A 24,156-nucleotide genomic window follows, 5' to 3' on the forward strand; every position below is an offset into this window, starting at 1 on the left:
ACAACAACCTGTGTGCTCCAGGGAGTTTGAAAGGTTCAAGCGTTCACAGTCGTATCGACATTGATTTATCGAATCGACTGTCAACCGAAAGGTAGGTGGCTCGTTTACCGAGATGACTCAATGACCGGGTCGTTTGGTTAATTTACTCAAGCTGAGGATTCACAGATGAACAAACTGATCGCTGCTCTCGTCGCTGGCCTGTTCGCAACCGCTGCTTTCGCACAAGAAGCCTCGGCTCCGGCCGCTGCTGCTCCGGCAGCTGCTTCGTCGGCTCACAAGTCGTCGGCACACAAGAAGTCGCACAAGTCGTCGCACAAGTCGCACAAGAAGGCAGCCGCTTCGGCTCCGGAAGCCGCTTCGGCAGCTCAGTAAGTTCGTTGTAAACGGCGGTATAGCGAAGTCAAGAACGAGCATTACCGCCGTCTTTACGGCGTTGAAGGGCAGATGGCCGCAAGGCGTCTGCCCTTTTGTTTTGTGCCTGCGCATCGCGTAACATGCGCGGGGCCGCCGGCTTTCCGGCCTATCGAATGCCAAAGGAGCTTCGTCGTGAATCTGCAAGCTTTCCTGCGCGCCGCGCGCGCAGCCGTCATCGCGCTCGCGCTGCCCTTCGCCGCGCTATCGCACGCCCAGACGATGCCGCCCGGCGCCAAGCAGCCGTCCGATTTTCCGCGCGCGAAGCTCACCGCGGGCATGTACGTGATCGACGCCGCCGTCGCCGCGAGCGACGCCGATCGCGAGCAAGGCCTCATGTATCGCACGCAGCTCGCGCCGAACGAAGGCATGCTCTTCGTCTTCAATGAAAACGCCGTGCATTGCTTCTGGATGAAGAACACGCTGATTCCGCTGTCGATCGCGTTCATTCGCGCGGACGGCACGATCACCGACATCGACGAGATGCAGGCCGAGACCGAGAACAATCACTGCCCGCGCAACAACGGCGTGTACGCGCTCGAAATGTCCAAAGGCTGGTTCGCCGCGAAGGGCATCAAGCCGGGCATGCAGCTCAAGGGCTTGCCGCGCGTGCAATAAAGCTTTTTCGCCCGATCGGGAAACCGGCGCCGTCGCAGGACACGCCGGTTTTTTTGTGTCCGAAAAGTCCTTCCTCCGGGCTGGCAGGATTCCTGCAAAGAGCCTGCCGACGCGCTATCCTAAAAAGATTCAGCGCGGCGCTCTCGCGTTCGTCACACACGCCGCGCCGACTTTATCCACAGGAGGTTCACGTGCCCCGCAAGACTCCCATTGAGCGGTATCGGAATATAGGGATCAGCGCTCACATCGATGCCGGCAAGACGACGACTACCGAGCGCATCCTTTTCTACACCGGCGTGACGCACAAGATCGGCGAAGTGCACGACGGCGCGGCCACGATGGACTGGATGGAGCAGGAGCAGGAACGCGGCATCACGATCACCTCCGCGGCGACGACGGCCTTCTGGAAAGGCATGGCCGGCAACTATCCGGAACACCGCATCAACATCATCGACACGCCGGGACACGTCGATTTCACGATCGAAGTGGAGCGCTCGATGCGCGTGCTCGACGGCGCCTGCATGGTCTACGACTCGGTCGGCGGCGTGCAGCCGCAATCGGAAACCGTGTGGCGTCAGGCGAACAAGTACAAGGTGCCGCGCATCGCGTTCGTCAACAAGATGGACCGCGTCGGCGCGGACTTCTTCCGCGTGCAGCGGCAGATCGGCGAGCGGCTCAAGGGCGTCGCGGTGCCGATCCAGATTCCGATCGGCGCGGAAGAGCATTTTCAGGGCGTCGTCGATCTCGTGAAGATGAAGGCGATCGTCTGGGACGACGAAAGCCAGGGCATCAAGTTCACTTACGAGGAGATTCCCGACAATCTCAAGGAACTTGCGCACGAATGGCGCGAGAAGATGGTCGAGGCGGCCGCCGAGTCGAGCGAGGAACTGCTCGAAAAATATCTCGAAGATCACGAGAGCCTGACGGAAGAGGAAATCAAGGCGGCGATCCGCCGCCGCACCATCGCCAATGAAATCGTGCCGATGCTGTGCGGCAGCGCATTCAAGAACAAGGGCGTGCAGGCGATGCTCGACGCGGTGATCGACTACCTGCCCTCGCCCGTCGACGTGCCCGCGATTCTCGGCCACACCGAAGACGACAAGGAAGCGGAACGCCATCCGAGCGACGACGAGCCGTTCTCCGCGCTCGCGTTCAAGATCATGACGGACCCGTTCGTCGGCCAGTTGATCTTCTTCCGCACTTATTCGGGCGTCGTGAATTCGGGCGACACGGTCTACAACCCGGTGAAGGAAAAGAAGGAGCGCCTCGGCCGCATCCTGCAGATGCACGCGAACGAGCGCAAGGAAATCAAGGAAGTGCGCGCGGGCGACATCGCGGCGGCGGTCGGTCTCAAGGAAGCGACGACCGGCGACACGCTGTGCGATCCGAATCACGTGATCATCCTCGAACGCATGATCTTCCCGGAGCCGGTGATCTCGCAGGCCGTCGAGCCGAAGACCAAGGTCGATCAGGAGAAGATGGGCATCGCGCTGAATCGTCTCGCGCAGGAAGATCCGTCGTTTCGCGTGACGAGCGACGAGGAATCCGGCCAGACGATCATCTCCGGCATGGGCGAGCTGCACCTCGAAATTCTCGTCGACCGGATGAAGCGCGAGTTCGGCGTCGAGGCGACCGTCGGCAAGCCGCAGGTCGCGTATCGCGAGACGGTGCGCAACAAGGTCGAGGACGTCGAGGGCAAGTTCGTCAAGCAGTCGGGCGGGCGCGGCCAGTACGGGCACGCGGTGATCGCGCTGGAACCGGACCCCGGCAAGGGCTACGAGTTCGTCGACCAGATCAAGGGCGGCGTGATTCCGCGAGAATTCATTCCGGCCGTGGACAAGGGCATTCAGGAAACGCTCAAGGCGGGCGTGCTCGCGGGCTATCCGGTCGTCGACGTGAAAGTGCGGCTGACCTTCGGTTCGTACCACGATGTCGATTCGAACGAAAACGCGTTCCGCATGGCCGGCTCCATGGCCTTCAAGGAAGCGATGCGCAAGGCGCGGCCCGTGCTGCTCGAACCGATGATGGCCGTGGAAGTGGAAACGCCCGAGGAATTCATGGGCAACGTGATGGGTGATTTGTCCGGCCGGCGCGGGCTCGTGCAGGGCATGGAGGACATCGCGGGCGGCGGCGGCAAGCTCGTGCGCGCGGAAGTGCCGCTCGCCGAGATGTTCGGCTACTCGACGTCACTGCGTTCGCTGACGCAAGGCCGCGCGACCTACACGATGGAGTTCAAGCACTACGCGGAGACGCCGGCGAACGTGTCCGAGGCGATCATCAACTCGAAAGCGAAATAATCGCGATCGAACCGTGTAGTATCGGAAGTCCGTTGCTCGCTCTGTTGGTGGCGGCAACGGATTTTCCTTATCCGCAGACGATAAACGCAAATGAGCGACGCACATCAGCACATCGATTGGCGCGAACACGGCGTCAAGGTCATCAAGGGCGATCAGCTCGACACCAACACCCCGCAGACGCCGGGCATGAACCGCGCGGCCGCCATCAACGCGGCGCGCGTCGGCGCGCAAAAAATCTGGGCCGGCACGGTCACGATCCATCCGAATGCGAAGACGGGCGCGCATCATCACGGCGCGCTCGAGAGCGTCATCTATGTCGTGCGCGGTCAGGCGCGCATGCGCTGGGGCGAGCATCTCGAATTCACCGCCGAGGCCGGTCCCGGCGATTTCATTTTCGTGCCGCCCTACGTGCCGCACCAGGAAATCAACGCCAGCACCGACGATCCGCTCGAATGCGTGCTCGTGCGCAGCGACAACGAAGCCGTGGTGGTGAATCTCAACATCGATGCCGTGGAAAAGCCCGAGGAAGTCTACTGGGTCGATCCGATTCACAAGCATCCGCACGATCACTGAAGCGGGCGAAGGACGCGCAACGGAAATGCGGCGCGTTACTTGCTATCACCGCCTGAATGCGCCACGTATCGGCGCGGTCGAGCCGTACGCGCGTGGGCGGCGGCGGGCAAGCACAACTACAACGGAAAAACACACGATGAAAAAACCTTCGACCGACGCGCATCTCCTCGACCTCGCCCGCCCGCACGCGGGCGAACTGGGCAATCACGCGATCGACGAGTTCATGGCCGGGCGCCTCACGCGCCGCGAGTTGCTGCGCCATGCGAGCATGCTCGGCGTGGCGCTGTCGGCGGGCGGCCTCCTCGGCATGCCCGGCGCACGCGCGCAAGGCACGGGCAAGCCGGGCGGCACGATCCGCGTCGCGCATCTGACGCCCGCGGGCGCCGTCGATCCGCTCACCGTCACCGACGCATCCGGTCTCGCGCTCATCAATCAGACGGGCGAATTCCTCATCGACGACGACAGCGAACATCTGACGCTCAAGCCCGCGCTCGCGTTGTCGTGGTCGTCGAATGCGAAGGGCGACGTGTGGACCTTCAAGCTGCGCCCGAACGTGAAGTTCCACGACGGCCAGCCGATGACCGCGAAAGACGTCGTCGCGACGTTCAACCGCCTGTCCGACCCGGGCGCGGGCTCGGCGGCGTTGTCGGTGTTGAAGGGCGTGCTGTCGAAGGATTCGGCGAAGGCCGTCGACGATCACACCGTCGAATTCCATCTCGACGCGCCCAACGGCAATTTCCCGTATTACGTGTCCTCGGACACCTATAACGCGGTAATTCTGCCGGCCAATTTCACCGGACCGTACGAGAAAACCTTCATGGGCACGGGCGCGCTGAAGCTCGAAAAGTACACGCCGAAGGTCGGCGCGTCGTTCGTGCGCAATCCCGACTACTGGGGCGAGAAGTCGCTGCCCGATCGCGTGACGTTCTCCTTCTACGCCGATCAGCAGGCGCAACTTCTCGCGATGCAAGGCCGCCAGGCCGACGTGATGGGCGACTTCACCGTGCAGGGCGGCGTCTCGATACTCACGAATCCGCAGTTCAAGGTGCTCGGCACGAAGTCGAGCTCGCACCGGCAGATTCACATGCGCTGCGACATGGCGCCGTTCAAGGACAAACGCGTGCGCCAGGCGCTCGCGCTCGCGATCGATCGCGAAGTCATCGTGAAGGGGCTGTTCCGCGGGCGCGCGACCGTCGGCAACGACAGCCCGTTCGCGCCGGTGTTTCCGTCGAGCGATCTCGCGGTGCCGCAGCGCAAGATCGACATCGCGCAAGCCAGGAAATTGATGAGCGAAGCCGGCGTCGCGAACGGCTTCGACGTCACGCTCACGACGGAAAAATACATGGAGATTCCCGATCTCGCGGTCGTCGTGCAGAACGCGGCGAAGGCGATCGGCATTCGCATCCAGTTGAAGGTCGAAAGCCAGGATCTGTATTACGGCTCGGGCACGTTCGGCAAGTCGGACTGGCTGGATTCGCCGCTCGGCATCACGGATTACGGGCATCGCGGCGTGCCGAACGTGTTCCTCAACGCGCCCTTGACGAGCGCGGGCACCTGGAACGCGGCGCACTTCAGGAATCCGGAATACGACAAGCTCGTCGCGCAGTTCGTCGCGGCGCTCGACGTCGCGTCGCAGAAAAAGCTCTCCGGGCAGATCCAGCGCCTGTTGCTCGACGAAACGCCGGTCGTGATTCCCTACTTCTACGACCAGTTGATCGTCACGCGCGCGAACGTTTCGGGCGTGCGCTTCAACGCGATCTCGCAGATGTGGTTCGACCGCGCGACGGTATCGGCGTAAATGAGCACGATCACACCGACGGCGCACGTCGCCGACTTCGCCAAGGTGAAACGCATCGTGCGCTTTATCGGCGTGCGGCTGCTGCTCGCGCTCGTCACGCTCTGGCTTCTGTCGATGATCGTCTTCGCGGGCGGCCAGCTCCTGCCCGGCGACGTCGGCCGCGCGATCCTCGGCCCGCTCGCCGATGCGCGCGCCGTCGCGGCGCTCAATCATCAGCTCGGCGTCGACCGGCCGCTGCTCACGCAGTATTCGAGCTGGATCGGCCATTTCCTGCGCGGCGACATGGGCGAGTCGTATGCGTTTCGCGCGCCGGTCGCGCCGTTCATCGGCAACGCGCTGTGGAACTCGGCGAAGCTCGGCGCGCTCGCGTTCGTCGTCGTGGTGCCGCTCGGCATCGCGGGCGGCGTGTACGCGGCGCTGCATGCCGGACGATGGATCGATCGCGTCATCAGCATCGGCGGGCTGACGGCGACGGTCGTGCCGGAATTCGTCTCGTCGATCGTGCTGATCCTGATCTTCGGCGTGTGGCTGCAATGGCTGCCGATCGAAGCGACCGCGCCCGCCGGCGCCGGCTTCTTCACGCAACTGGCGCATCTGGTTTTGCCGGTGCTGCCGCTCGTGTTCGTGTTCTTCGGCTATATCGCGCGGATGGCGCGCGCGGGCACCGTCGAAGCGCTCGACGCCGACTACACGCGCACCGCGATCCTCAAGGGCTTGCCGCAGCGCGTCGTGATTCTTCGCCACGTGCTGCGCAACGCGCTGCTGCCGACCGTCACCGTCGCCGCGACGCAGCTCGGCTACATGATCGGCGGGCTGGTCGTCGTGGAGACGCTGTTCCACTATCAGGGCATCGGCTCGCTGATCTACACCGCCGCGCAAGGCAAGGACTTTCCGATGCTCGAAGCGGGCGTGCTGACCATCGGCGTGATCTATACGGCGGCGAACCTGATCGCGGATGCGCTCTACGTCGTGCTCAATCCGCGTCTGCGCACGGGTGACGCGAAATGAGCACGGCGGCCGCTGTTCCGGCGAAACCGCGCCGCTTCGAAGCGCTCGGCGCGCTCTCGCGCTCGCTCACGTTCGACCTGGGCGTGCTGATCCTGCTCTTCTGGGTGCTGTGCGCGCTCTTCGGCCACTGGCTCGTGCCGCACGATCCCTACGCGTCCGATCCGCTCAACTCGCTCGTCGCGCCTTCCGGCGATCACTGGTTCGGCACCGATCAGCTCGGCCGCGACGTGTTCGCGCGCGTGATCGTCGGCTCGCGCGACATCCTGACCATCGCGCCGCTGGCGACCTTGCTCGGCACCGCGGCGGGCACGGCGATCGGCCTTGTCGTCGGCTATTTCGACGGCTGGGTCGATGCCGTCATCGGGCGCGTGATCGATGCGCTGCTGGCGTTGCCGCTCGTGATCGTCGCGCTGCTCGCGCTGGCGGCCGTCGGCGCGAGCAACACGACGGTGATTCTCGTCATCGGCCTGACGTTCGCGCCGATCACCGCGCGCACCGTTCGCGCAGCCGTGCTGAGCGAGCGCCATCTGGACTACGTGCTGGCGGCGCAGTTGCGCGGCGAGAACGCGCTCTACATCATGTTCGCGGAGATTTTGCCGAACGTGCTGCCGCCGATCATCGTCGAGGCGACCGTGCGTCTCGGCTACGCGATCTTCGCCGTCGCGACGCTCTCGTTCCTCGGCTTCGGCATCCAGCCGCCCTCGGCCGACTGGGGCCTCGCGCTGTCCGAAAGCTACACGCTGATGGCGGGCGGCGCGTGGTGGACCGTCGTTTTCGATGCCGCCGCGATCGCGTCGCTGGTCGTCGCGGTGAATCTCGTCGCCGATGCCGTGCAAGGAGTGCTCGACCGATGAACGGACCGCCGCCATCGGCTTTCCCCACTTTCGGCGCCGCGAAAGGCGACCAGACGGACGCGCTCACCATCGTCGGGCTCACCGTGGCGTACCGCTCGCGCGGGCGCGAGCGCGAAGTGCTGCAGGACGTCACGTTGCGCGTGAGGCGCGGCGAGGCGTATGGGCTCGTCGGCGAATCGGGCTGCGGCAAGTCGACCGCCGCGCTCGCGGTGCTACGCTACCTGCCGCGCAACGGACGCGTGAAGGCGGGCCGCATTTCGATCGCCGGGCGCGACGTCGCATCGCTCGACGCCGACGCGCTGCGCGGCATGCGCGCCAATGCCGTGTCGATGGTCTATCAGGATCCGGGGCGCGCGCTGAATCCGTCGCTCACGATCGCCCGGCAAGTCTCCGAGGCGTTCGAAGTCACGGGCGCATCCGCCGACGAAGCGCTGTCCCGCACCGCCGACATGCTCAGGCGCGTGCGCATCGCGTCGCCCGAACGCGTGATGGAGAGTTATCCGCATCAGTTGTCGGGCGGGATGCAGCAGCGCGTGGTGATCGCGATGGCGCTCGCGTGCAATCCCGAACTGCTGATTCTCGACGAACCCACCACCGGTCTCGACGCCACCGTCGAAGCCGAAGTGCTCGATCTCATCGCGCAGTTGCGCGCGGAGTTGGGCACGGCCGTGCTCTTCATCAGCCACAACCTCGCGGTGATCGGGCGCATGTGCGATCGCGTCGGCGTGTTGTACGCGGGCAAGCTCGTCGAGGAAGGCACGGCCGCCGACGTGTTCGCCAAGCCGCGGCATCCGTACACGGTCGGCCTGTTGCGCTGCCTGCCGCTCGAAGGCCGCAGCAAGGAAAACGGGCGCCTCGATACGATTCCCGGCTCGCTGCCGCTGCCGGGATCGATCACGCAGGGCTGCATCTTCGCGCCGCGCTGCAAGCTCGCCGACGAGCGCTGTCTCAAGGACGCGCCGCCGCCCTACCGCATCGCGGCGGCGCACGGCGACCAGATGGCGCGCTGCCACTATCACGAACGCGCACAAACGCTGCCGCGCTCGGCCGACGAAACGCCGGTGCACGTCGCGAATGGCGAAGATCAGCCGCTCGCGCTCTCCGCGCGCAATCTCTCGAAGACCTTCCGCGTCGGCGATGAAGAAGTGCGCGCCGTCCACGACGTCTCGCTCGATCTCGTGCAAGGCGAAACGCTCGGGCTCGTCGGCGAATCGGGCAGCGGCAAGACGACGCTCGCGAAGCTCCTGCTCGGGCTCGTGTCGCCCGATAAAGGCGCGTCGCTCGAACTCGACGGCGCGGCGTTGCCCGAGCGCGTGACCCAGCGCAGCGAAGAACAGGTGAAGTCGCTGCAGATCGTGTTCCAGAATCCGGATTCCGCGCTGAACCGCGCGCATTCCGTGCGGCGGCTGATCGCGCGTTCACTGTCGAAGCTCGCGGCACTGCACGGCGAGGCGAAGGAACAGCGCCTGCACATGCTGACCGAAGCCGTGCGTCTGCCGGCGCGTTATCTCGGCTCGCGCACGCGGCAGTTGTCGGGCGGACTGAAGCAGCGCGTCGCGATCGCACGCGCGTTCGCGGGCGATCCGCGCGTCGTGGTCTGCGACGAGCCGACGTCCGCGCTCGACGTCTCCGTGCAGGCCGCGATCCTCAATCTGCTCGCGGATTTGCAGCGCGAGCGGCGCGTGAGCTACGTGTTCATCTCGCACGATCTGCATGTCGTGCGTTATCTGTCGGACCGCATCGCGGTGCTGTATCTCGGGCGCATCATGGAGATCGGGCGCGCCGCCGCGGTCTTCGACGGCCCGCAGCATCCGTACACCGAAGCGTTGCTGTCGTCGGTGCCGTCGATCGACGGAACGCACGCGAAGCGCATCCGGCTGTCGGGCGAGCTGCCGAGCGCGGCGAATCCGCCTTCGGGCTGCGTGTTCCATACGCGCTGCCCGCGCAAGATCGGCGCGATCTGCGAAACCGAAACGCCGCCGTGCCGCGACGCGGGCGACGCGCACGCGATCCATTGCCACATTCCCGTCGACGAATTGCGCGCGTTGCAGCGTCAGGAGCGGTGAACGGGGCATTCATCGGAACCAAAGCGGCTTCCCGCGTCTCTCATCGGTTCGATGTTCAACAACAACGAGGATTCAACCGATGAAACCCGCCCTTTCCGTCGCGCTCTGTGCATTCACCCTGAGCGCCGCGATGGCCGCGCAGGCGCAAACCGCGCCGCCGGCGCCCACGCCCGGCGCCGCCGATCCCACCTTCTCCGCCTACGCGCTCGCGCAGCAATGCGCCGCCAAGTCCGACAACACCGCGCAAGGCCAGTGCGTGGGCGCGGTGCGCGGCATCGTGCGCGGTTATCAGTATGGCGTGCTATTCCTGTCGCAGCGCGTCTCGCTGCCGGTCGACGAGACCAAGCGCGTGTCGCTGTGCCTGACGGACACGAAGGTATCGTCGATCGTCGATGACTTCATCGCCGACGCGAAGCAGGTCAACGAAGCGGATCTCAGGCGCACGCCCGCGGAAGTCGCCGTGCTCGGCTCGGTGCATGCGCATCACGCGTGTTCCTGATCCGGCGCGGCATCACAGCATTTCCAGCGAGCGCTTCGACTTCGGCGGCCTGAACTGCTGATCGATGCCGGCGAGTTCGTCGGCGGACAAATGCAGGTCGAGCGCCGCGCGATTCTCGCGCACGTGCGCGACGTCCGCCGCCTTCGGAATCGCGAACACCTGCGGCTGCTGCAGCACCCACGCGAGCGCAATCTGAAACGCCGACACGCCGCGCGCCGCCGCGATCTTCTCGAGCGCGCCGCCGCGCGGCAGTCGCGCATGATCGACGGGGCTGTAGGCCATCGCGGGCATGCGGCGCTCGCGCAGCCACGGCAGCAGGTCAAATTCCGGTCCGCGCCGCGCGACGTTGTAGAGAATCTGATCGGTCGCGCAGGCGTCGCCGCCATCGAGTGAAAAGAGCTCGTCGAGATCGTCGGTGTCGAAGTTGCTCACGCCCCAGTGGCGAATCTTGCCGTCGCGCTTCAGCGTCTCGAAGCCCGCGACCACGCCTTCCAGATCCTCGCCGCCGCGCCAGTGCAGCAAATACAGATCGATGCGATCGGTCTTCAGACGCTTCAGGCTGCGCTCGCACGCGGCCTGCACGCCGCGCTCGCTGCCGTTGTGCGGATACACCTTGCTGACGATGAACAGCTCGTCGCGCCGGTCGCCGAGCGCTTCCGCGATGAGCTTCTCGCTTTCGCCGTCGCCGTACATTTCGGCGGTATCGATGAGCGTCATGCCGAGTTCGACGCCTTCGCGCAGCGCGGCGATCTCGCTCTTGCGCGCGCCGGGCCGCTCGCCCATTTCCCAAGTGCCTTGACCGAGCTTCGGGATCGTTTCGCCGGAAGGCAGCGTGACGGTCGTCGGGTTGGATTCAGCCATGAGGAATGCCTCCTTGTGGTTTCGCCGATTATGGCGCAAGGCGCACGCCCGTCACGTCACACCAGCCCGACCACCAGCGGCCCGAGCAGCGTCAGCAGCACATTCGCGAGCGCATACGTGATCGCGAACGGCACCGTCGGCACCGAGCTTTCCGCCTTGTCGAGCACGCCGCCGAAGGCCGGATTCGCGCTGCGCGAGCCGGTCAGCGCGCCCGCGAGCAACGCCGCGTTGTCGTAGCGCAGCACGTAGCGGCCGAAAAGCATCGTCAGCACGAGCGGAAACAGCGTGACGAACACGCCGAGCAGGAAGAGCGTCAGTCCGCTCTGCTTCACCGTCACGACCGCCTGCAAGCCCGAATTCAGGCCTACCACCGCGACGAACGCCGCCAGCCCGAAATCCTTCAGCAATTGCGACGCGGCGGGCGGCATCACGCCGTACATCGGATGCTTGCCGCGCATCCAGCCGAACAGCAGCCCCGTCAGCAGGCAGCCGCCGCCGGAGCCGAGCGTGAGCGGCACACCGCCCACATTGACGACGATCAGCCCGATCAGAAGCCCCAGCACGATGCCCACGCCCATGTAGATGAAATCGGTCTTGTCGGAGTACGGGAGTTCGTAGCCGGCGGCATCCACCGCGCGCTTCGTGTCGCGCGGCGAGCCGTAGAACGTGATGACGTCGCCGTGATTCAGTTGCGTCTCCGGCAGCACCGGCAACGCACGCCCGGCGCGCGTGATCCCGTGGATATACACGCCGTGACGCATGTCGTGATCGACGGTGGCGCGCACTTCGCCGATGCTCACGTGGTTCATGCCGCGCTTCGTGAACACGCCCTGGCGTTTCTGCATGACGACGCTGCTGCCGTCGGTATCCGCGACTTCCTCGCCGATGTGCGCCGCCGCGCTCACCATCACCTCGCGCCGGCCCACGACGAGCACGACATCGTCCGCTTCCAGCGCCAGGTCCGGCTCCGGCTCCAGCACGCGGCCCGCGCGCCGGATGCGCTCGATCGCGATCATGTCGTGATCGTCGATTTCGATCTGCGCGACGGTTCGCCCCGCCGCGCCGTCGCGCGTCACGCGATACGAGCGCCCGACCAGCGCGGGCAACGCCGATATCTGTCCGGGACCGGGACCGGCGTCGCCGCCCGCGAGCGCTTTCTCCGCCTCCACCGACGCGTCCTTGAGGCTCTGCCCCATGAACTTCGGCAGGATGTTCACGCACACGATGATCGCGCCGAGCGAGCCGAACACGTAGGTCACCGCGTACGCGATCGCGACGTCGGCCTGCAGCAGCTTCGTCTGATCGGCGGGCAAGCCGAGGCGCGCGATCGCGTCGCCCGCCGTGCCGATGATCGCCGACTGCGTCAGCGCCCCGCCCGCCAGCCCGGCCGCGAGCCCCTTGTTCAGGCCGAAGAGCTTCGCGCAGACGAGCACGCTCGCGAGCGCCGTGACCGCGAGAAACACCGCCATCGCGATTTCGCGCAGCGTCCGGCGATTGATCGAGCTGAAGAACTGCGGCCCGGAGTCGTAGCCGACGGCGTAGATGAACACGGCGAACATCACCGACTTCACGCCGTTGTCGATCTGCACGCCCGCCTGGCTCACGATCACCGCCGCGATCAGCGAGCCGCCCACGCCGCCCAGCTGAAACTTGCCGAAGTTGATCTGGCCGATCAGATAGCCCGCCGCGAGCGACAGAAAGAGCGCCGAGACCGGCGCCGTCTTGAAGAGGTCGTGGATCCATTCCATGGCGTCAGCCCAGTTTGCTCGCCAGCCCGACAATCACGGGCCCGAGCAGCGGTAACAGCACATTGGAAAGCGCGTAGGTGATCGTGTAGCCGATGACGGGTGTCGCGTTGCCCGTCACGCCGACGAGCGCGCTGATCGCGGGCGTGCTGCATTGCTGCCCGGCGATCGCGCCGAGCAGCATCGGCACGTCGAGCTTGAGGAGCCATCGTCCGACGAAGAGCGACGCGAGCGCCGGCCCGAGCGTCACGACGATGCCCGCGACCGGCAGCGCGACGCCGTATTCGCGCACGAGCCTGAGCGCGTCCGCCCCCGCCGACAACCCGACCGCCGCGATGAACGTGCACAGGCCGAAGTCCTTCAGGATCTGCGCCGCCGCCGACGGCAGCGAGCCGATCAGCGGATAGCGCGAGCGGATCCAGCCGAACAGCAGCCCCGCGAGCAGGCAGCCGCCGCCCGTGCCGAGCGTGAGATCGATGCCGCCGACATGCGCCGACAGCCGTCCGATCAAAATGCCGACCAGCACGCCGAGCCCGAGAAACACGAAGTCGGTCTTCTGCGTCGCGCGAATAATGTAGCCGAGTTTCGCCGCGCCGCGCGCGACGTCTTCCTTGTTGCCGACGAGCGTCAGCACGTCGCCGCGATTCAACCGCGTGCCGGCAAGCGCGGGAATCGTGCTGTCGAGGCGCGTCACGGCCGCGACGAACACGCCGTGCGCATCGGCGGGCGCGGCGCGGGCGCGCACTTGCGCGAGCGTGAGATCGTGCAGCTCGCGGCGCGTGAGCATCACGTCGACACGCTCGACATAGACATCGGAGACGCCGCCGCCGAACACTTCCTCGCCGATCGCCGGAATCGCCTCGATGAGCGCCTCGCGCCGCCCGCCGACCATGACGAGATCGCCCGCTTTCAACGTGACCGCCGGCTGCGCCTTGATAATCGAACGGTCGCGCTGAATACGCTGCACGCTGATGTTGTCGTGAAAGCGCTTCTCCAGTTCGCCGACGGTGAGACCGGCCGCCGCCGTCACCTTGAGTTCGCGGCCGGCGAGCGGCGGCGCGGCGGGCGTCTGCCCCACGCCGAGCGCGTCGCTGCCGCCGAGTTTGCGCCACACGCGCTCTGCTTCGTCGCGCAGGTTCACGCGCAGGATCAGCGGCGCGAACTGGCTCGTGAAGAGCACGATCGTCACGAGGCCGAACAGGTAGCTCACGCTGTACGCGGTGACGATATTCGCCTGCAACCGCGCGGTGTCGGCGGCGGACAGGCCGAGCCGGTTGATCGCCTCGGACGCCGTGCCGATCACAGCGGACTCGGTCGCGCCGCCCGCAAGGAGGCCCGCGGCGGTGCCGGCATCGAGCTTCAGCACGACGACGATACCCAGCACGAGTGCAACCACCACGACAACCTCGACGAGCGACAGCGCACCGTAGCGCCAGCCGCGCCCGATGTTCGCGAAGAACTGCGGCCCGCCCGTAAAACCGAGCGCGAAAATGAATAGCGCGAATGCGATGTTTTTGAGGTCGGGCGAAATACGCGCGCCGCTTTGACCGAGAATCAACGCGACAATCAACGTGCCGCAGACTCCGCCGAGTTGAATGGGCCCCAGCTTCACGGAGCCGATGAGATAGCCGATCGCGAGACTTGAAAACAGGGCGATTTCAGGCTGCGCAGCGAGAAGGTTCAATATCATGGCGTCCGGTCTTGTTATTGGCTAAACAAATTGGCACCGCGGTCATCGGCGAGTTAAATCAGCCGCTCACGTAAGCTTCCCGCTGTAAATTTTATCGACAAAGCTCATCGATAAATAAAACCTCTTACCCGCCGACACTGATATATCAATTCCTTAATCATATTCGCCGCGGCATAAAATGCAATGTTTTAAGCGAACACGACATATATCATAAGAAAATTAAAGAAAGCCATATTTGATTCGCTGTAGAGCCCTATACGCAAAGGCTCTGACGGGATCACACGCGACTAAGGAAGAACGCTCCGGCTCGTTGACCTCACTGGTAAAGCAGCGCGCCAAACACGCAGTCAAAAATAGAAACCATTACTGCGAAAAACATGTGATTTAAATATTGCAATCTCGTGTTCATGTCAATATTATCAGCTTCATAGCATGTTCAATAACTGGACACACGCAGGAGATATAGCGTTGGTCCTAATTCCGTGTGGGTACAACCGAGAGGGCAACCAAGATGAACCAGATCCATGCAATGCGCGTTTTCGTGCGCGTAGCGGATACCGAGAGTTTCCGCCGCGCCGCCCAGCAACTCGACGTTTCGAATGCGCTTGTAACGCGGGCAATCGCCATGCTCGAAGCGCATCTGAGAACTCGCCTCATCAACCGCACCACCCGCAACCTTTCGCTCACCGAAGCCGGCACGCGCTATCTCGAAGGCTGCCGCGCGCTGCTCGAGGAACTGGATCATCTGGAATCGACCGTCACGCACACGGAAGGCGAGCCGAGCGGCACGCTGCGTGTGGTCGCGTCGAGCGCGCTGTCGCTGCTGACGCTGACTCCGCTCATCGACGGTTTCCGCAAGGTCTATCCAAAAGTCAACGTGCGCCTGACCCTCGCAGAGCGACACGTCGATCTCGTCGAGGATGGCTATGACGTCGGCATCGTCACGGCGTTCATGGTGTCGAGCACGGCGCTCATCGAACGGCCCGTCGGCACCAACGCGCTCGTGCCGGTCGCCACGCCGGCATTCATCGCCGAACACGGCATGCCCAATTCGCCGACGGATCTTCAATCGCTGGCTTCGGTCGGACTGCCGAACGAGATGCGCAGCCAGACGTGGCATTTCCGGCATCGTCTCGGCGACGCCGATCAGATCACGCTCGCGCCCGTGTACACGGTCAACAACGGGCTGATGGTGCGCCTAGCCACGCTGAAGAGCATGGGCTTTTCGATCGTTCCCGAGGGCATCGTGCGCGCGGATATCGAAGAAGGCACGCTCGTTCGCCTGCTCGACGGCTATTCGATCGACGACCCCGACATGAAGATATCGATCGTCTATCCGGGAAGGCAGTATCTGCCGGCGAAGACGCGCTTTTTCATCGACTATGCGCTCGACTATCTGAGCCGGGAGTTCGCCGTCAAGGGCATCCGGCCCGACGAGGCGCTTCGCCCGCCCGCGCCGGGGCTCATGCCGTTGCAGCAGCCGGTCCGGAGCGCATCGGCGACCGCGAACTGACAATGTGACAAGCGCCGGGGCCGGACGGCATCGCTATCGTCCGGCCCATCCGCGCCGCGAAGCGAACGCCGTCTCCCACAGCCCACGCGGCGCTCAAATTTCCCCGTACTCCGCACCCGCCGCATCCGGCGCCGCGCACATTTCGTGCAGCAGCGCCGCCTCGCGCTCGTGAACTTCCACCGGCATGCACAACGCGCCCGCGTAAGCCATGTAGCGCGCACGATGCTGTCCGTTGCGAAACGCGACGACGCCTTCCCGATGCACGCCCAACAGCCCGAGCAGCCCCGGCGAGCGGCGCACGCTGATCGTCACGTAGGGCATTTCGGGCACGCGCGGATTGTCCGGGTCGAGAAACTCGCGGATGCCGCGCACCTTGCCCGCGTGCCAGTCATCGACGGCCTTGAGCACGTAATCGGTGTCGTCGCGATTGGCGCACATGAGAAGTTTGCGGACGTCGACGAGCACGACCTGATGGCGCGAGCCGAGGTCCTTGAAGACCCGCTTCAGGCGCACGAAGTCATACTGCGGATGGCCCTGGAGCCTGACGATCCAGACCGCTTCTGCGGCGGTCGGCGCAACCATCGTGTCCATGATCGGCATATGAAGAAGACCGCGTCGCGCGCGCCCCGTGCGCGCGTGTTTCGCTGACAACCGGCCCGAGCGCGTGTCGCTAAACAAACGCGCGAGCCAAATAAACTTTTACACCCTAGACGCGAATCATGAAAGTGCCATGACGGGCACGTGGCGTGCTTTTGTTGCCAGAATCCAACCCATTCACGCAGGCTGACGGCACGCGTTTCAGGCGGCTGTCATCACACGCATCGCTCACGATCAGTGGACACTTCTTCCGATCTCATCGTCGCGCGGCCCGAAGGCCTCTTTTGTGTGCCGGGCAACTTCCATATCGACCCTTGGCGGCCTGTCGAACGCGCGGTCATCACGCATGCGCACGCGGATCACGCGCGCTTCGGCCACGCGCATTATCTTGCCGCCGAGCCGGGCGTCGGCGTGTTGTTGTCGAGGCTGCCGGGCATCGACGTGCAAGGGCTCGCGTATGGCGAAGCGATCGTCGAAAACGGCGTGCGCGTGTCGCTGCATCCTGCCGGGCACGTGCTCGGCTCGGCGCAGGTGCGCGTCGAATACAAGGGGCGCGTGTGGGTGGCCTCCGGCGATTACAAGGTCGAGCCCGATCCGACCTGCGCGCCGTTCGAGCCCGTGCGCTGCGATACGTTCATCACCGAATCGACGTTCGGCCTGCCGATCTACCGGTGGGACAGCGCGCGCGAAATCTTCGAGGGCGTCGATTCCTGGTGGCGGCACAACGCGGCGCAAGGGCGCGCGTCGGTGCTCTTCTGCTATTCCTTCGGCAAGGCGCAGCGCGTGCTCGCGGGCGTCGATGCGGCCATCGGCCCGATCTTCTGTCACGGCGCGGTCGAGCCGCTCAACCGCGCGTACGCGCAAGCGGGCGTCGCGCTGCCCGGGACGCGCCTCGTCAGCGAGATCGCCGCGAAGGACAAGGCGGCGTTCAAGGGCGCGCTGATCGTCGCGCCGCCGTCCGCGCAAGGCAGCACGTGGATGCGCCGCTTCGGCGATTACAGCGATGCCTTCGCGTCCGGCTGGATGCGCCTGCGCGGCACGCGGCGGCGCAAGGGCGTCGATCGCGGCTTCGTGCTCTCGGATCACGCCGACTGGCCCGGATTACAACTCGCGATCGGTGCGACGGGCGCGCAACGCGTGATCGTCACGCACGGCCAGATCGAGCCGATGGTGCGCTGGCTTTGCGAACAGGGCCTCGACGCGGGCGCCTTCAAGACCGAATACGGCGACGATGTCGTCGAAGCCGATACGGCCGACGCATCATGAAGCGCTTCGCGACGCTCTACGCCGCGCTCGACGCGACGACATCGACCAACGAAAAGCTCGAAGCGCTGATCGCGTATTTCTCCGGCGCCGAGCCTGAAGATGCGGCCTGGGCGTCGTACTTTCTCGCGGGCGGCAAGCCGCGCCAGTCGGTGCCGACGCGCCTTCTCACCGAATTCGCCCGCGAGCGCGCGGGCTTGCCGGAGTGGCTTTTCGAGGAGTCCTATCAGGCGGTCGGCGATCTCGCGGAAACCATCGCGCATGTGCTGCCGCCCGCGTCGGGCGAATCGTCGCTCGGGCTCGCGCAGTGGATCGAAGAACGCGTGCTGACCTTGCGCGGCGCTTCCCCGCTCGAACTGCGCGAGCGGCTTCTGTCGTACTGGGACGAACTGAACTGGAGCGAGCGCTTCTTGCTGACGAAGCTGATCGGCGGCGGCTTTCGCGTGGGCGTCGCGCGGCAGCTCGTCGTGCGCGCGCTCGCCGAAGTCGCGGGCGTCGATCACAAGCGCATCGCGCAGCGCATGGTCGGCTGGACCGATTCGCGGCAGGCGCCCAGCGCGGCCCGTTATCTGCGGCTGATCGCGCCTGCCGCCGAAGGCGACGATGTCGACACGCCGCACGAAAGCGACATCGGCCTGCCCTATCCGTTCTTTCTCGCGCACCCGTTGCAGGCCGATCCGGCGACGCTCGGTTCACCGGCCGACTGGATCGTCGAATGGAAGTGGGACGGCATCCGCGCGCAGCTCGTGAAGCGCGCGGGGCGCGTGTGGATCTGGTCGCGCGGCGAGGATCTCGTCACGGAGCGCTTTCCCGAGCTCGCTTCGCTCGGCGCGGCGCTGCCCGACGGCACCGTGATCGACGGCGAGATTCTCGCGTGGGAGCCGGGCGCGAGCGCGCCGCTGCCGTTCGCGCGGCTTCAGCCGCGGATCACGCGCAAGTCGCTGACCAAAAAGGTGCTTGCCGATTCGCCCGCCGCGCTGCTCGCCTACGATCTGCTCGAAGCCGATGGCCGCGATCTGCGCATGGCGCCGCTCGACGAACGACGCGCACGCCTGGACGCGCTGGCGTCGTCGCTCGCGGTGGACGTGCTGCGCGTATCGCCGATGGTCGCCGCATCCGGCTGGAAAGCGCTCGCCGCGCTGCGCGAAGAAAGCCGCGCGCGCGGCGTCGAAGGATTGATGCTGAAGGAGCGCTCGTCGATGTACGGCGTCGGGCGCACGAAGGCGTCGGGCACGTGGTGGAAGTGGAAAATCGATCCGTATGCGATCGATGCCGTGCTGCTCTACGCGCAGCGCGGCCACGGACGGCGCGCGAGTCTCTACACGGATTTCACCTTCGCCGTGTGGGACGAAGCCGATGGCGCCCGCACCCTCGTCCCTTTCGCGAAGGCCTATTCCGGACTCACCGACGAAGAAATGCGCCAGGTCGATGCGATCGTGCGCAAGACGACCATCGAGAAATTCGGGCCGGTGCGCAGCGTCACGCCGACGCTCGTCTTCGAGATCGGCTTCGAAGGGATACAGGCGAGCCCGCGCCATAAATCGGGCATCGCGGTGCGCTTTCCGCGCATGTTGCGCTGGCGCACCGACAAGAAAATCGAAGACGCCGATACCCTCGACATGCTCAAGGGCTTTTTGAGCGAGGCGACGGCATGAGCGCGCCCGAATCCGCCGACGAGCGCAGGCGCCGCGCGCCGCGTTCGCGCCGCATTCCGCGCACGCGTGCGGCGCAGGCGAAGCTGGACGCCGCCGCGGAGCTTTTCACGCCCGCGCCTTTCGCTTACGACGCGAAGGAAGCGGCCAAGCCGATCGACGAACGCATCGCGCGCTGGTTCGACGAACGCGGCTGGCAGCCGTTCGAGTTTCAGCGCGAGGCATGGCGCGAGATCGAACGCGGCGCGAGCGGCCTGCTTCACGCGACGACCGGCGCGGGCAAGACCTGGGCCGTGTGGCTCGGCGCGCTCGCGGCTTTCGCGGGTGCATCGAAGGCCGATAAAAACCCCGCGCCGCTGACCGTCCTCTGGATCACGCCGATGCGCGCGCTCGCCGCCGACAGCGCCCGCGCGCTGCAAAGCGCGGTCACGGCGCTGTCCGTGCCGTGGACGGTCGGGCTGCGCACCGGCGACACGTCATCGACGGAACGCGCGCGTCAGAGCCGCCGCATGCCCTCCGCGCTCGTGACGACGCCCGAAAGCCTCACGCTGATGCTGACGCGCGCCAACGCGGAGGAGGAACTGAAGCATCTGCGGATGATCGTCGTCGATGAATGGCACGAGCTGCTCGGCAACAAACGCGGCACGCAGACGCAACTCGCGATCGCGCGGCTCGCACGCTGGCGGCCGCGTTTGCAGATCTGGGGCCTGTCCGCCACGCTCGGCAATCTCGCCCTCGCGCACGATGCGCTGCTCTATCCCGTGAAGACGCCGCGCGTCGTCGTGCGTGGCGCGCAGCCGAAAACGCTCGTCGTCGATACGCTGATTCCGGAGACGATCGAGCGCTTTCCGTGGGGCGGGCATCTCGGCGTGCGGCAAGTCGGCCCCGTCGCCGATGAAATCGATCATGCGCAAAGCTCGCTCGTCTTCACCAACACGCGCTCGCAGTCGGAGATCTGGTATCGCGCGCTGCTCGAATTGCGGCCGGATTGGGCCGGTCTGCTCGCGCTGCATCACGGCTCGCTCGACAAGGAAGTACGCGACTGGGTCGAACTCGGACTGAAGAACGGTCAATTGAAGGCGGTCGTGTGCACGTCCAGTCTCGATCTGGGCGTCGATTTTCTGCCGGTCGATCGCGTGTTCCAGATCGGCTCGCCGAAGGGCGTCGCGCGGCTCATGCAGCGCGCGGGACGCTCGGGCCATGCGCCGGGCCGCGTGTCGCGCGTGACGATCGTGCCGACGCACGCGCTCGAACTCGTCGAAGCAGCGGCGGCGCGCTGGGCGATTCAGGAACATCGCATCGAAGGCCGCGACATGCCGTTGAAACCGCTCGACGTGCTCGTGCAGCATCTCGTGACGGTGGCGATCGGCGGCGGCTTCACAACCGCCGAGATGCTCGACGAAGTGCGCACCGCGTACGCGTATCGCGACCTGACGGAGCACGAGTTCGACTGGGCGCTCGCGTTCGTCGAGCGCGGCGGCGCATCGCTTGCGGCGTATCCGGACTTTCATCGCGTCGTGAAGGACGACGACGGCGTGTATCGCGTGCCGCGCGAGGATCTCGTGCGCAGGCATCGCAACAACGTCGGGACGATAGTTGCGAACGCAACCATCAGCGTGGCGTACATGACGGGCGGGCGCATCGGCGCGATGGAGGAATCGTTCATCTCGCGCCTCAAACCCGGCGACGTCTTCACCTTCGGCGGACGCGCGCTCGAACTCGTGCGCGTGCGCGACATGACCGCCTATGTGAAACGCGCGACCTCATCGCGCGGCGCGATGCCGCAATGGGCCGGCAGCAAGATGCCGCTCTCGTCCGAACTCGCGGACGCCGCGCTCGTGATGCTCGCGCGCGCCAACGACGGCATCTACGACGAGCCCGAAATGCGCGCGATCAAACCGCTGCTCGATTTGCAGGCGAAGTGGTCGGCGCTGCCGGGGCCGGGCGTGCTCGTCGTCGAACTGGTGCGCTCGCGCGAAGGGCATCACTTCTTCTGCTATCCGTTCGCGGGCCGCATGGCGCATATCGGACTGGGATCGCTGATCGGCTGGCGCACCTCTCGCGAGCAGCCGGGCACGTTCTCGATTTCGATGAACGATTACGGCTTCGAGTTGCTGTCGGCGCGGCCGTTCGACTGGGAGACGCTCATCGAAAAAGGGCTTTTTTCGCCGGAGAATCTGGAGCACGACATCCTGGCGAGTCTCAACGCGTCCGAACTGTCGGCGCGGCGTTTTCGCGAAATCGCGCGCGTGTCGGGGCTGATCTATCAGGGGCATCCGGGACAGCAGAAAAGCGCGCGCCAGTTGCAGGCGTCGAGCGGACTGTTCTACGAAGTCTTCCGCAAGCACGACAGCGACAATCTGCTGCTCGCGCAGGCGGATCAGGAAGTGATGCTGCAGGAACTGGAACTGGGCCGCATCCGCGCGGCGCTGCGGCGCATGAGCGAAAGCCGTCTCGCGCTCACGCATCCGAAGAAGCCGACGCCGTTCGCGTTTCCGCTGATCGTCGCGCGGCTGCGGGAGAAGGTGAGCACGGAGAAGCTGTCGGATCGTGTGGAGCGAATGTTGGCGGATCTGGAGAAGGCGGCGCTGCGTTCTTAGGGTCTGCGGCGCTGCAGATTCGAACTTCGTCGAAAGACTTCGGCCCGAGCGCGCCGCTATCCTGCGACGCGCTCGCGACCCTCCGCAGTGCAAAACGCACCGGTTTCAACAAACAGACCAAGTGACAATGAAGAAAATACGCATGTTCGCCCTTGGGCTCATCGCTTTCGCCTCGGCATCGTGTGCAAGCGATCCGCGCGTGCTGGATCGGCAGGAACTCGAAGGCTTCTCCACGAAACCCGCAACGAAACTGCTCATCGTGGTCAGCAGCAAAGCCGTGAGCGATCCGCGCGTGAACGTGGAAATCGAAGCGTACAAGAATGCAATGACTGCGGCGGTTCAGACAGCGCTCAGGCCCGTTCCGGCGCAACTCGTGGACATCACGTCGAGCAACTCGTCCAATCCGCTGAGCCAGACGCTGTTCGATTTCCGGCCGAGCCATGTCATCCAGATTTCGCCTGCGGGGAGTTCGTCCGTGAACGGATTTCCGGTCGGCTACACTTGGCGGCTTGAAGTCTCCGATGTGTCGATCACGCGATTCGCCGCCGAGGGCGGCAAACCCTCCGGCACGAGCATCAAGAGGATACCGGCCTACGAGATGAAAGCCGAAGGCGACGCGTGTTTCCTGACGACGCGTCAAGCGAAGGAATGCGGCGCCTCGATGGGCAAGCTGCTCGGAGAAGCGCTTCGCGCCGCGCCGGTCCTGCAAATCGAGGCCGGCACCTGACCCACCCACGCTCATTCTGAATGGCAGTCGAAGCCCTGACCATCGACGTGAACGGCCACGCGCTCGTGCTCTCCGCCGACCGCGCGGCCTTCGATCCGCTTCTGAACACGCTCTTCATCGCCGATGCGCATTTCGGCAAGGACGCGGTGTTTCGCGCGCGCGGCATTCCGGTGCCCGTCGGCACGACCGGCGAAAGTCTCGCGCGGCTCGATGCGCTCGTCGCGGCGCATCGGCCGGAATCGATCGTCTTTCTCGGCGACCTGCTGCACGCGCGCGAATCCCACGCCGACGAAACCCTGGGCGCGCTGGCCGCGTGGCGCGCGAAGCATCGCGAGCTTGCACTCGTGCTCGTCGAAGGCAATCACGACAAACACGCGGGCGCGCTGCCCGCCCTCTTCGGCGTCGATGTCGTGAAGGAGCCGCATGCGCTCGGGCCGTGGGCGCTTTGTCATCATCCGCAAACGGTCGAGGGCGCTTACGCGCTCGCCGGACACGAGCATCCGGTCTATCGGCTCGCCACGCGCATCGACAGCGTGCGTCTGCCGTGCTTTCGTTTCGGGCCGCACGCAGGCGTGCTGCCCGCGTTCGGCGCGTTCACGGGCGGCTTCGAGGTCAACGGCGAAGCGCGCGCCGAAGCGCTGTACGTGATCGCAGACGAGCGCGTGTTTCCGCTCAGTGATAGACGTTCGTCGTCGATTGCAGCTTCTTGAGCTCGCCGCGCTGGAAACCGAACCAGCCGAGATTCGACTGCATCACCACTTCCTCGCCCTGCCAGAACACGCGTTTCACCGTCATGCGCTGGCGCACGCGCTGCACGACGGGCGGATTGCGGCGGAAATCGTAGAGCACCGGGCCGGTGTCGGATTGCACCAGCATGCGCGCGACGGCGCCGTTCGTGCCGGCGGTTTCGTCGAAATGCGCGATGCGCTTCGCGTCGAAGCGATCGAACACCTGCGTGCCGATGAGCGCGGCCATGCCGGATTCGTCGCGCAGGAAATACAGCGCGCCCGCCTGCGTGGCGATGGGGCCCGCGGCGTCGCTCTGGGCGTGCGCGAGTGCGCCGAGCAGCATCGTGGATGCGAGTGCGAAGCGGATACAAATTTTTGAAAGTGACATCTTCGTTTCGTTAGTGTGCTGCGTTTTTCCAACACTCTCCGGCCGATGCGACGCGCAAGGAAAGCGCGGCCTCGAGCGTGTTACCGGAAACATCCGACGCATGGCGGCGTCGCATCGGCAAGACCCGTGCGCCCGCGGCGCGTGCAAGAGAATATCCGTTCAGACGCGGCGCGGCTCGGGGTCATCGCGATCAGGGTTTATACCAGCATCGAAAATTACGTTTCGGTACAATTCGAGCCTTCCACTCCGCCTCGGCGCCTGCATCGCT

20 protein-coding genes are annotated in these 24,156 nt (G+C 65.3%); 15 read left to right on the forward strand and 5 right to left on the reverse strand.

Annotation, left to right across the window (positions count from 1 at the left end):
• Positions 1 to 165 precede the first annotated feature (165 nt).
• The 9 genes from NOV72_RS26925 to NOV72_RS26965 all read left to right on the forward strand — a co-directional run bounded on the left by NOV72_RS26925 (position 166) and on the right by NOV72_RS26965 (position 10,124).
• Entirely contained in the window at positions 166 to 372 is a 207-nt protein-coding gene (locus NOV72_RS26925; protein WP_106857577.1) for a hypothetical protein, read from the forward strand.
• Positions 373 to 522: 150 nt separating this feature from the next.
• Positions 523 to 1,029 carry a DUF192 domain-containing protein gene (locus NOV72_RS26930; protein ID WP_106857605.1) on the forward strand — a complete coding sequence of 169 codons (507 nt, stop codon included), beginning with the start codon at positions 523 to 525 and terminating at the stop codon, positions 1,027 to 1,029.
• A 191-nt stretch (positions 1,030 to 1,220) separates the two neighbouring features.
• Positions 1,221 to 3,326, forward strand: a complete 2,106-nt coding sequence (fusA, locus tag NOV72_RS26935) for an elongation factor G (RefSeq protein ID WP_106857578.1) — start codon at positions 1,221 to 1,223, stop codon at positions 3,324 to 3,326.
• Positions 3,327 to 3,416: 90 nt separating this feature from the next.
• Positions 3,417 to 3,899, forward strand: a complete 483-nt coding sequence (locus tag NOV72_RS26940; protein WP_035497879.1) for a cupin domain-containing protein — start codon at positions 3,417 to 3,419, stop codon at positions 3,897 to 3,899.
• Between the two features lie 136 nt (positions 3,900 to 4,035).
• On the forward strand, positions 4,036 to 5,697 hold the full coding sequence (locus tag NOV72_RS26945; protein WP_106857579.1) for an ABC transporter substrate-binding protein: 1,662 nt from the start codon (positions 4,036 to 4,038) through the stop codon (positions 5,695 to 5,697).
• On the forward strand, positions 5,698 to 6,705 hold the full coding sequence (locus NOV72_RS26950; protein ID WP_106857580.1) for an ABC transporter permease: 1,008 nt from the start codon (positions 5,698 to 5,700) through the stop codon (positions 6,703 to 6,705). It begins immediately after the preceding gene.
• A complete protein-coding gene (locus NOV72_RS26955) occupies positions 6,702 to 7,559 on the forward strand; it encodes an ABC transporter permease (protein WP_106857581.1) in 858 nt (285 codons plus the stop codon). Before NOV72_RS26950 ends, NOV72_RS26955 begins: the two co-directional genes overlap by 4 nt.
• On the forward strand, positions 7,556 to 9,625 hold the full coding sequence (locus NOV72_RS26960) for an ABC transporter ATP-binding protein (protein WP_106857582.1): 2,070 nt from the start codon (positions 7,556 to 7,558) through the stop codon (positions 9,623 to 9,625). The genes NOV72_RS26955 and NOV72_RS26960 overlap by 4 nt, the downstream gene beginning before the upstream one ends.
• Positions 9,626 to 9,704: 79 nt before the next feature.
• Entirely contained in the window at positions 9,705 to 10,124 is a 420-nt protein-coding gene (locus NOV72_RS26965; protein ID WP_106857583.1) for a hypothetical protein, read from the forward strand.
• Between the two features lie 12 nt (positions 10,125 to 10,136).
• On the opposite strand, the gene NOV72_RS26970 is transcribed toward NOV72_RS26965, so the two are convergent.
• Genes NOV72_RS26970 through aspT (NOV72_RS26980) form a run of 3 tightly spaced genes read right to left on the reverse strand, consistent with a single transcriptional unit; the run spans position 10,137 to position 14,420 of the window.
• Positions 10,137 to 10,985 carry an aldo/keto reductase gene (locus NOV72_RS26970; protein ID WP_106857584.1) on the reverse strand — a complete coding sequence of 283 codons (849 nt, stop codon included), beginning with the start codon at positions 10,983 to 10,985 and terminating at the stop codon, positions 10,137 to 10,139.
• 56 nt (positions 10,986 to 11,041) lie between these two features.
• On the reverse strand, positions 11,042 to 12,733 hold the full coding sequence (gene aspT, locus NOV72_RS26975; protein WP_106857585.1) for an aspartate-alanine antiporter: 1,692 nt from the start codon (positions 12,731 to 12,733) through the stop codon (positions 11,042 to 11,044).
• A 4-nt stretch (positions 12,734 to 12,737) separates the two neighbouring features.
• The gene (aspT, locus tag NOV72_RS26980) at positions 12,738 to 14,420 is read right to left on the reverse strand and encodes an aspartate-alanine antiporter (protein ID WP_106857586.1); all 1,683 of its coding nucleotides are present in this window, start codon (positions 14,418 to 14,420) and stop codon (positions 12,738 to 12,740) included.
• 511 nt (positions 14,421 to 14,931) lie between these two features.
• Here aspT (NOV72_RS26980) and NOV72_RS26985 point away from each other — a divergent pair.
• Complete coding sequence (locus NOV72_RS26985) at positions 14,932 to 15,933, forward strand: LysR family transcriptional regulator (protein WP_106857587.1); 1,002 nt, start codon at positions 14,932 to 14,934, stop codon at positions 15,931 to 15,933.
• 93 nt (positions 15,934 to 16,026) lie between these two features.
• On the opposite strand, the gene NOV72_RS26990 is transcribed toward NOV72_RS26985, so the two are convergent.
• A complete protein-coding gene (locus tag NOV72_RS26990) occupies positions 16,027 to 16,533 on the reverse strand; it encodes a plasmid fertility inhibition factor family protein (protein ID WP_106857588.1) in 507 nt (168 codons plus the stop codon).
• Between the two features lie 234 nt (positions 16,534 to 16,767).
• On the opposite strand from NOV72_RS26990, the gene NOV72_RS26995 reads away from it, so the two are divergent.
• The 5 genes from NOV72_RS26995 (at position 16,768) to pdeM (ending at position 23,482) form a co-directional block, all read left to right on the forward strand.
• The gene (locus NOV72_RS26995) at positions 16,768 to 17,796 is read left to right on the forward strand and encodes a ligase-associated DNA damage response exonuclease (protein WP_106857589.1); all 1,029 of its coding nucleotides are present in this window, start codon (positions 16,768 to 16,770) and stop codon (positions 17,794 to 17,796) included.
• Positions 17,793 to 19,448: an ATP-dependent DNA ligase gene (locus tag NOV72_RS27000; RefSeq protein WP_106857590.1), complete on the forward strand. Its 1,656-nt coding sequence runs from the start codon at positions 17,793 to 17,795 to the stop codon at positions 19,446 to 19,448. The genes NOV72_RS26995 and NOV72_RS27000 overlap by 4 nt, the downstream gene beginning before the upstream one ends.
• A complete protein-coding gene (locus NOV72_RS27005; RefSeq protein ID WP_106857591.1) occupies positions 19,445 to 22,045 on the forward strand; it encodes a ligase-associated DNA damage response DEXH box helicase in 2,601 nt (866 codons plus the stop codon). The genes NOV72_RS27000 and NOV72_RS27005 overlap by 4 nt, the downstream gene beginning before the upstream one ends.
• 142 nt (positions 22,046 to 22,187) lie before the next feature.
• Positions 22,188 to 22,772, forward strand: a complete 585-nt coding sequence (locus NOV72_RS27010) for a hypothetical protein (protein WP_106857592.1) — start codon at positions 22,188 to 22,190, stop codon at positions 22,770 to 22,772.
• A gap of 20 nt (positions 22,773 to 22,792) precedes the next feature.
• Positions 22,793 to 23,482, forward strand: coding sequence for a ligase-associated DNA damage response endonuclease PdeM (gene pdeM / locus NOV72_RS27015; RefSeq protein ID WP_106857593.1), 690 nt, complete (start codon positions 22,793 to 22,795; stop codon positions 23,480 to 23,482).
• Here pdeM and NOV72_RS27020 read toward each other — a convergent pair.
• Positions 23,445 to 23,888 carry a hypothetical protein gene (locus NOV72_RS27020; protein ID WP_106857594.1) on the reverse strand — a complete coding sequence of 148 codons (444 nt, stop codon included), beginning with the start codon at positions 23,886 to 23,888 and terminating at the stop codon, positions 23,445 to 23,447. The two genes, pdeM and NOV72_RS27020, sit on opposite strands and share 38 nt — an antisense overlap.
• Between the last annotated feature and the right edge of the window lie 268 nt (positions 23,889 to 24,156).

The sequence above is a fragment of the Caballeronia novacaledonica genome (assembly GCF_900258035.1).
Taxonomy (GTDB): Bacteria; Pseudomonadota; Gammaproteobacteria; order Burkholderiales; family Burkholderiaceae; genus Caballeronia; species Caballeronia novacaledonica.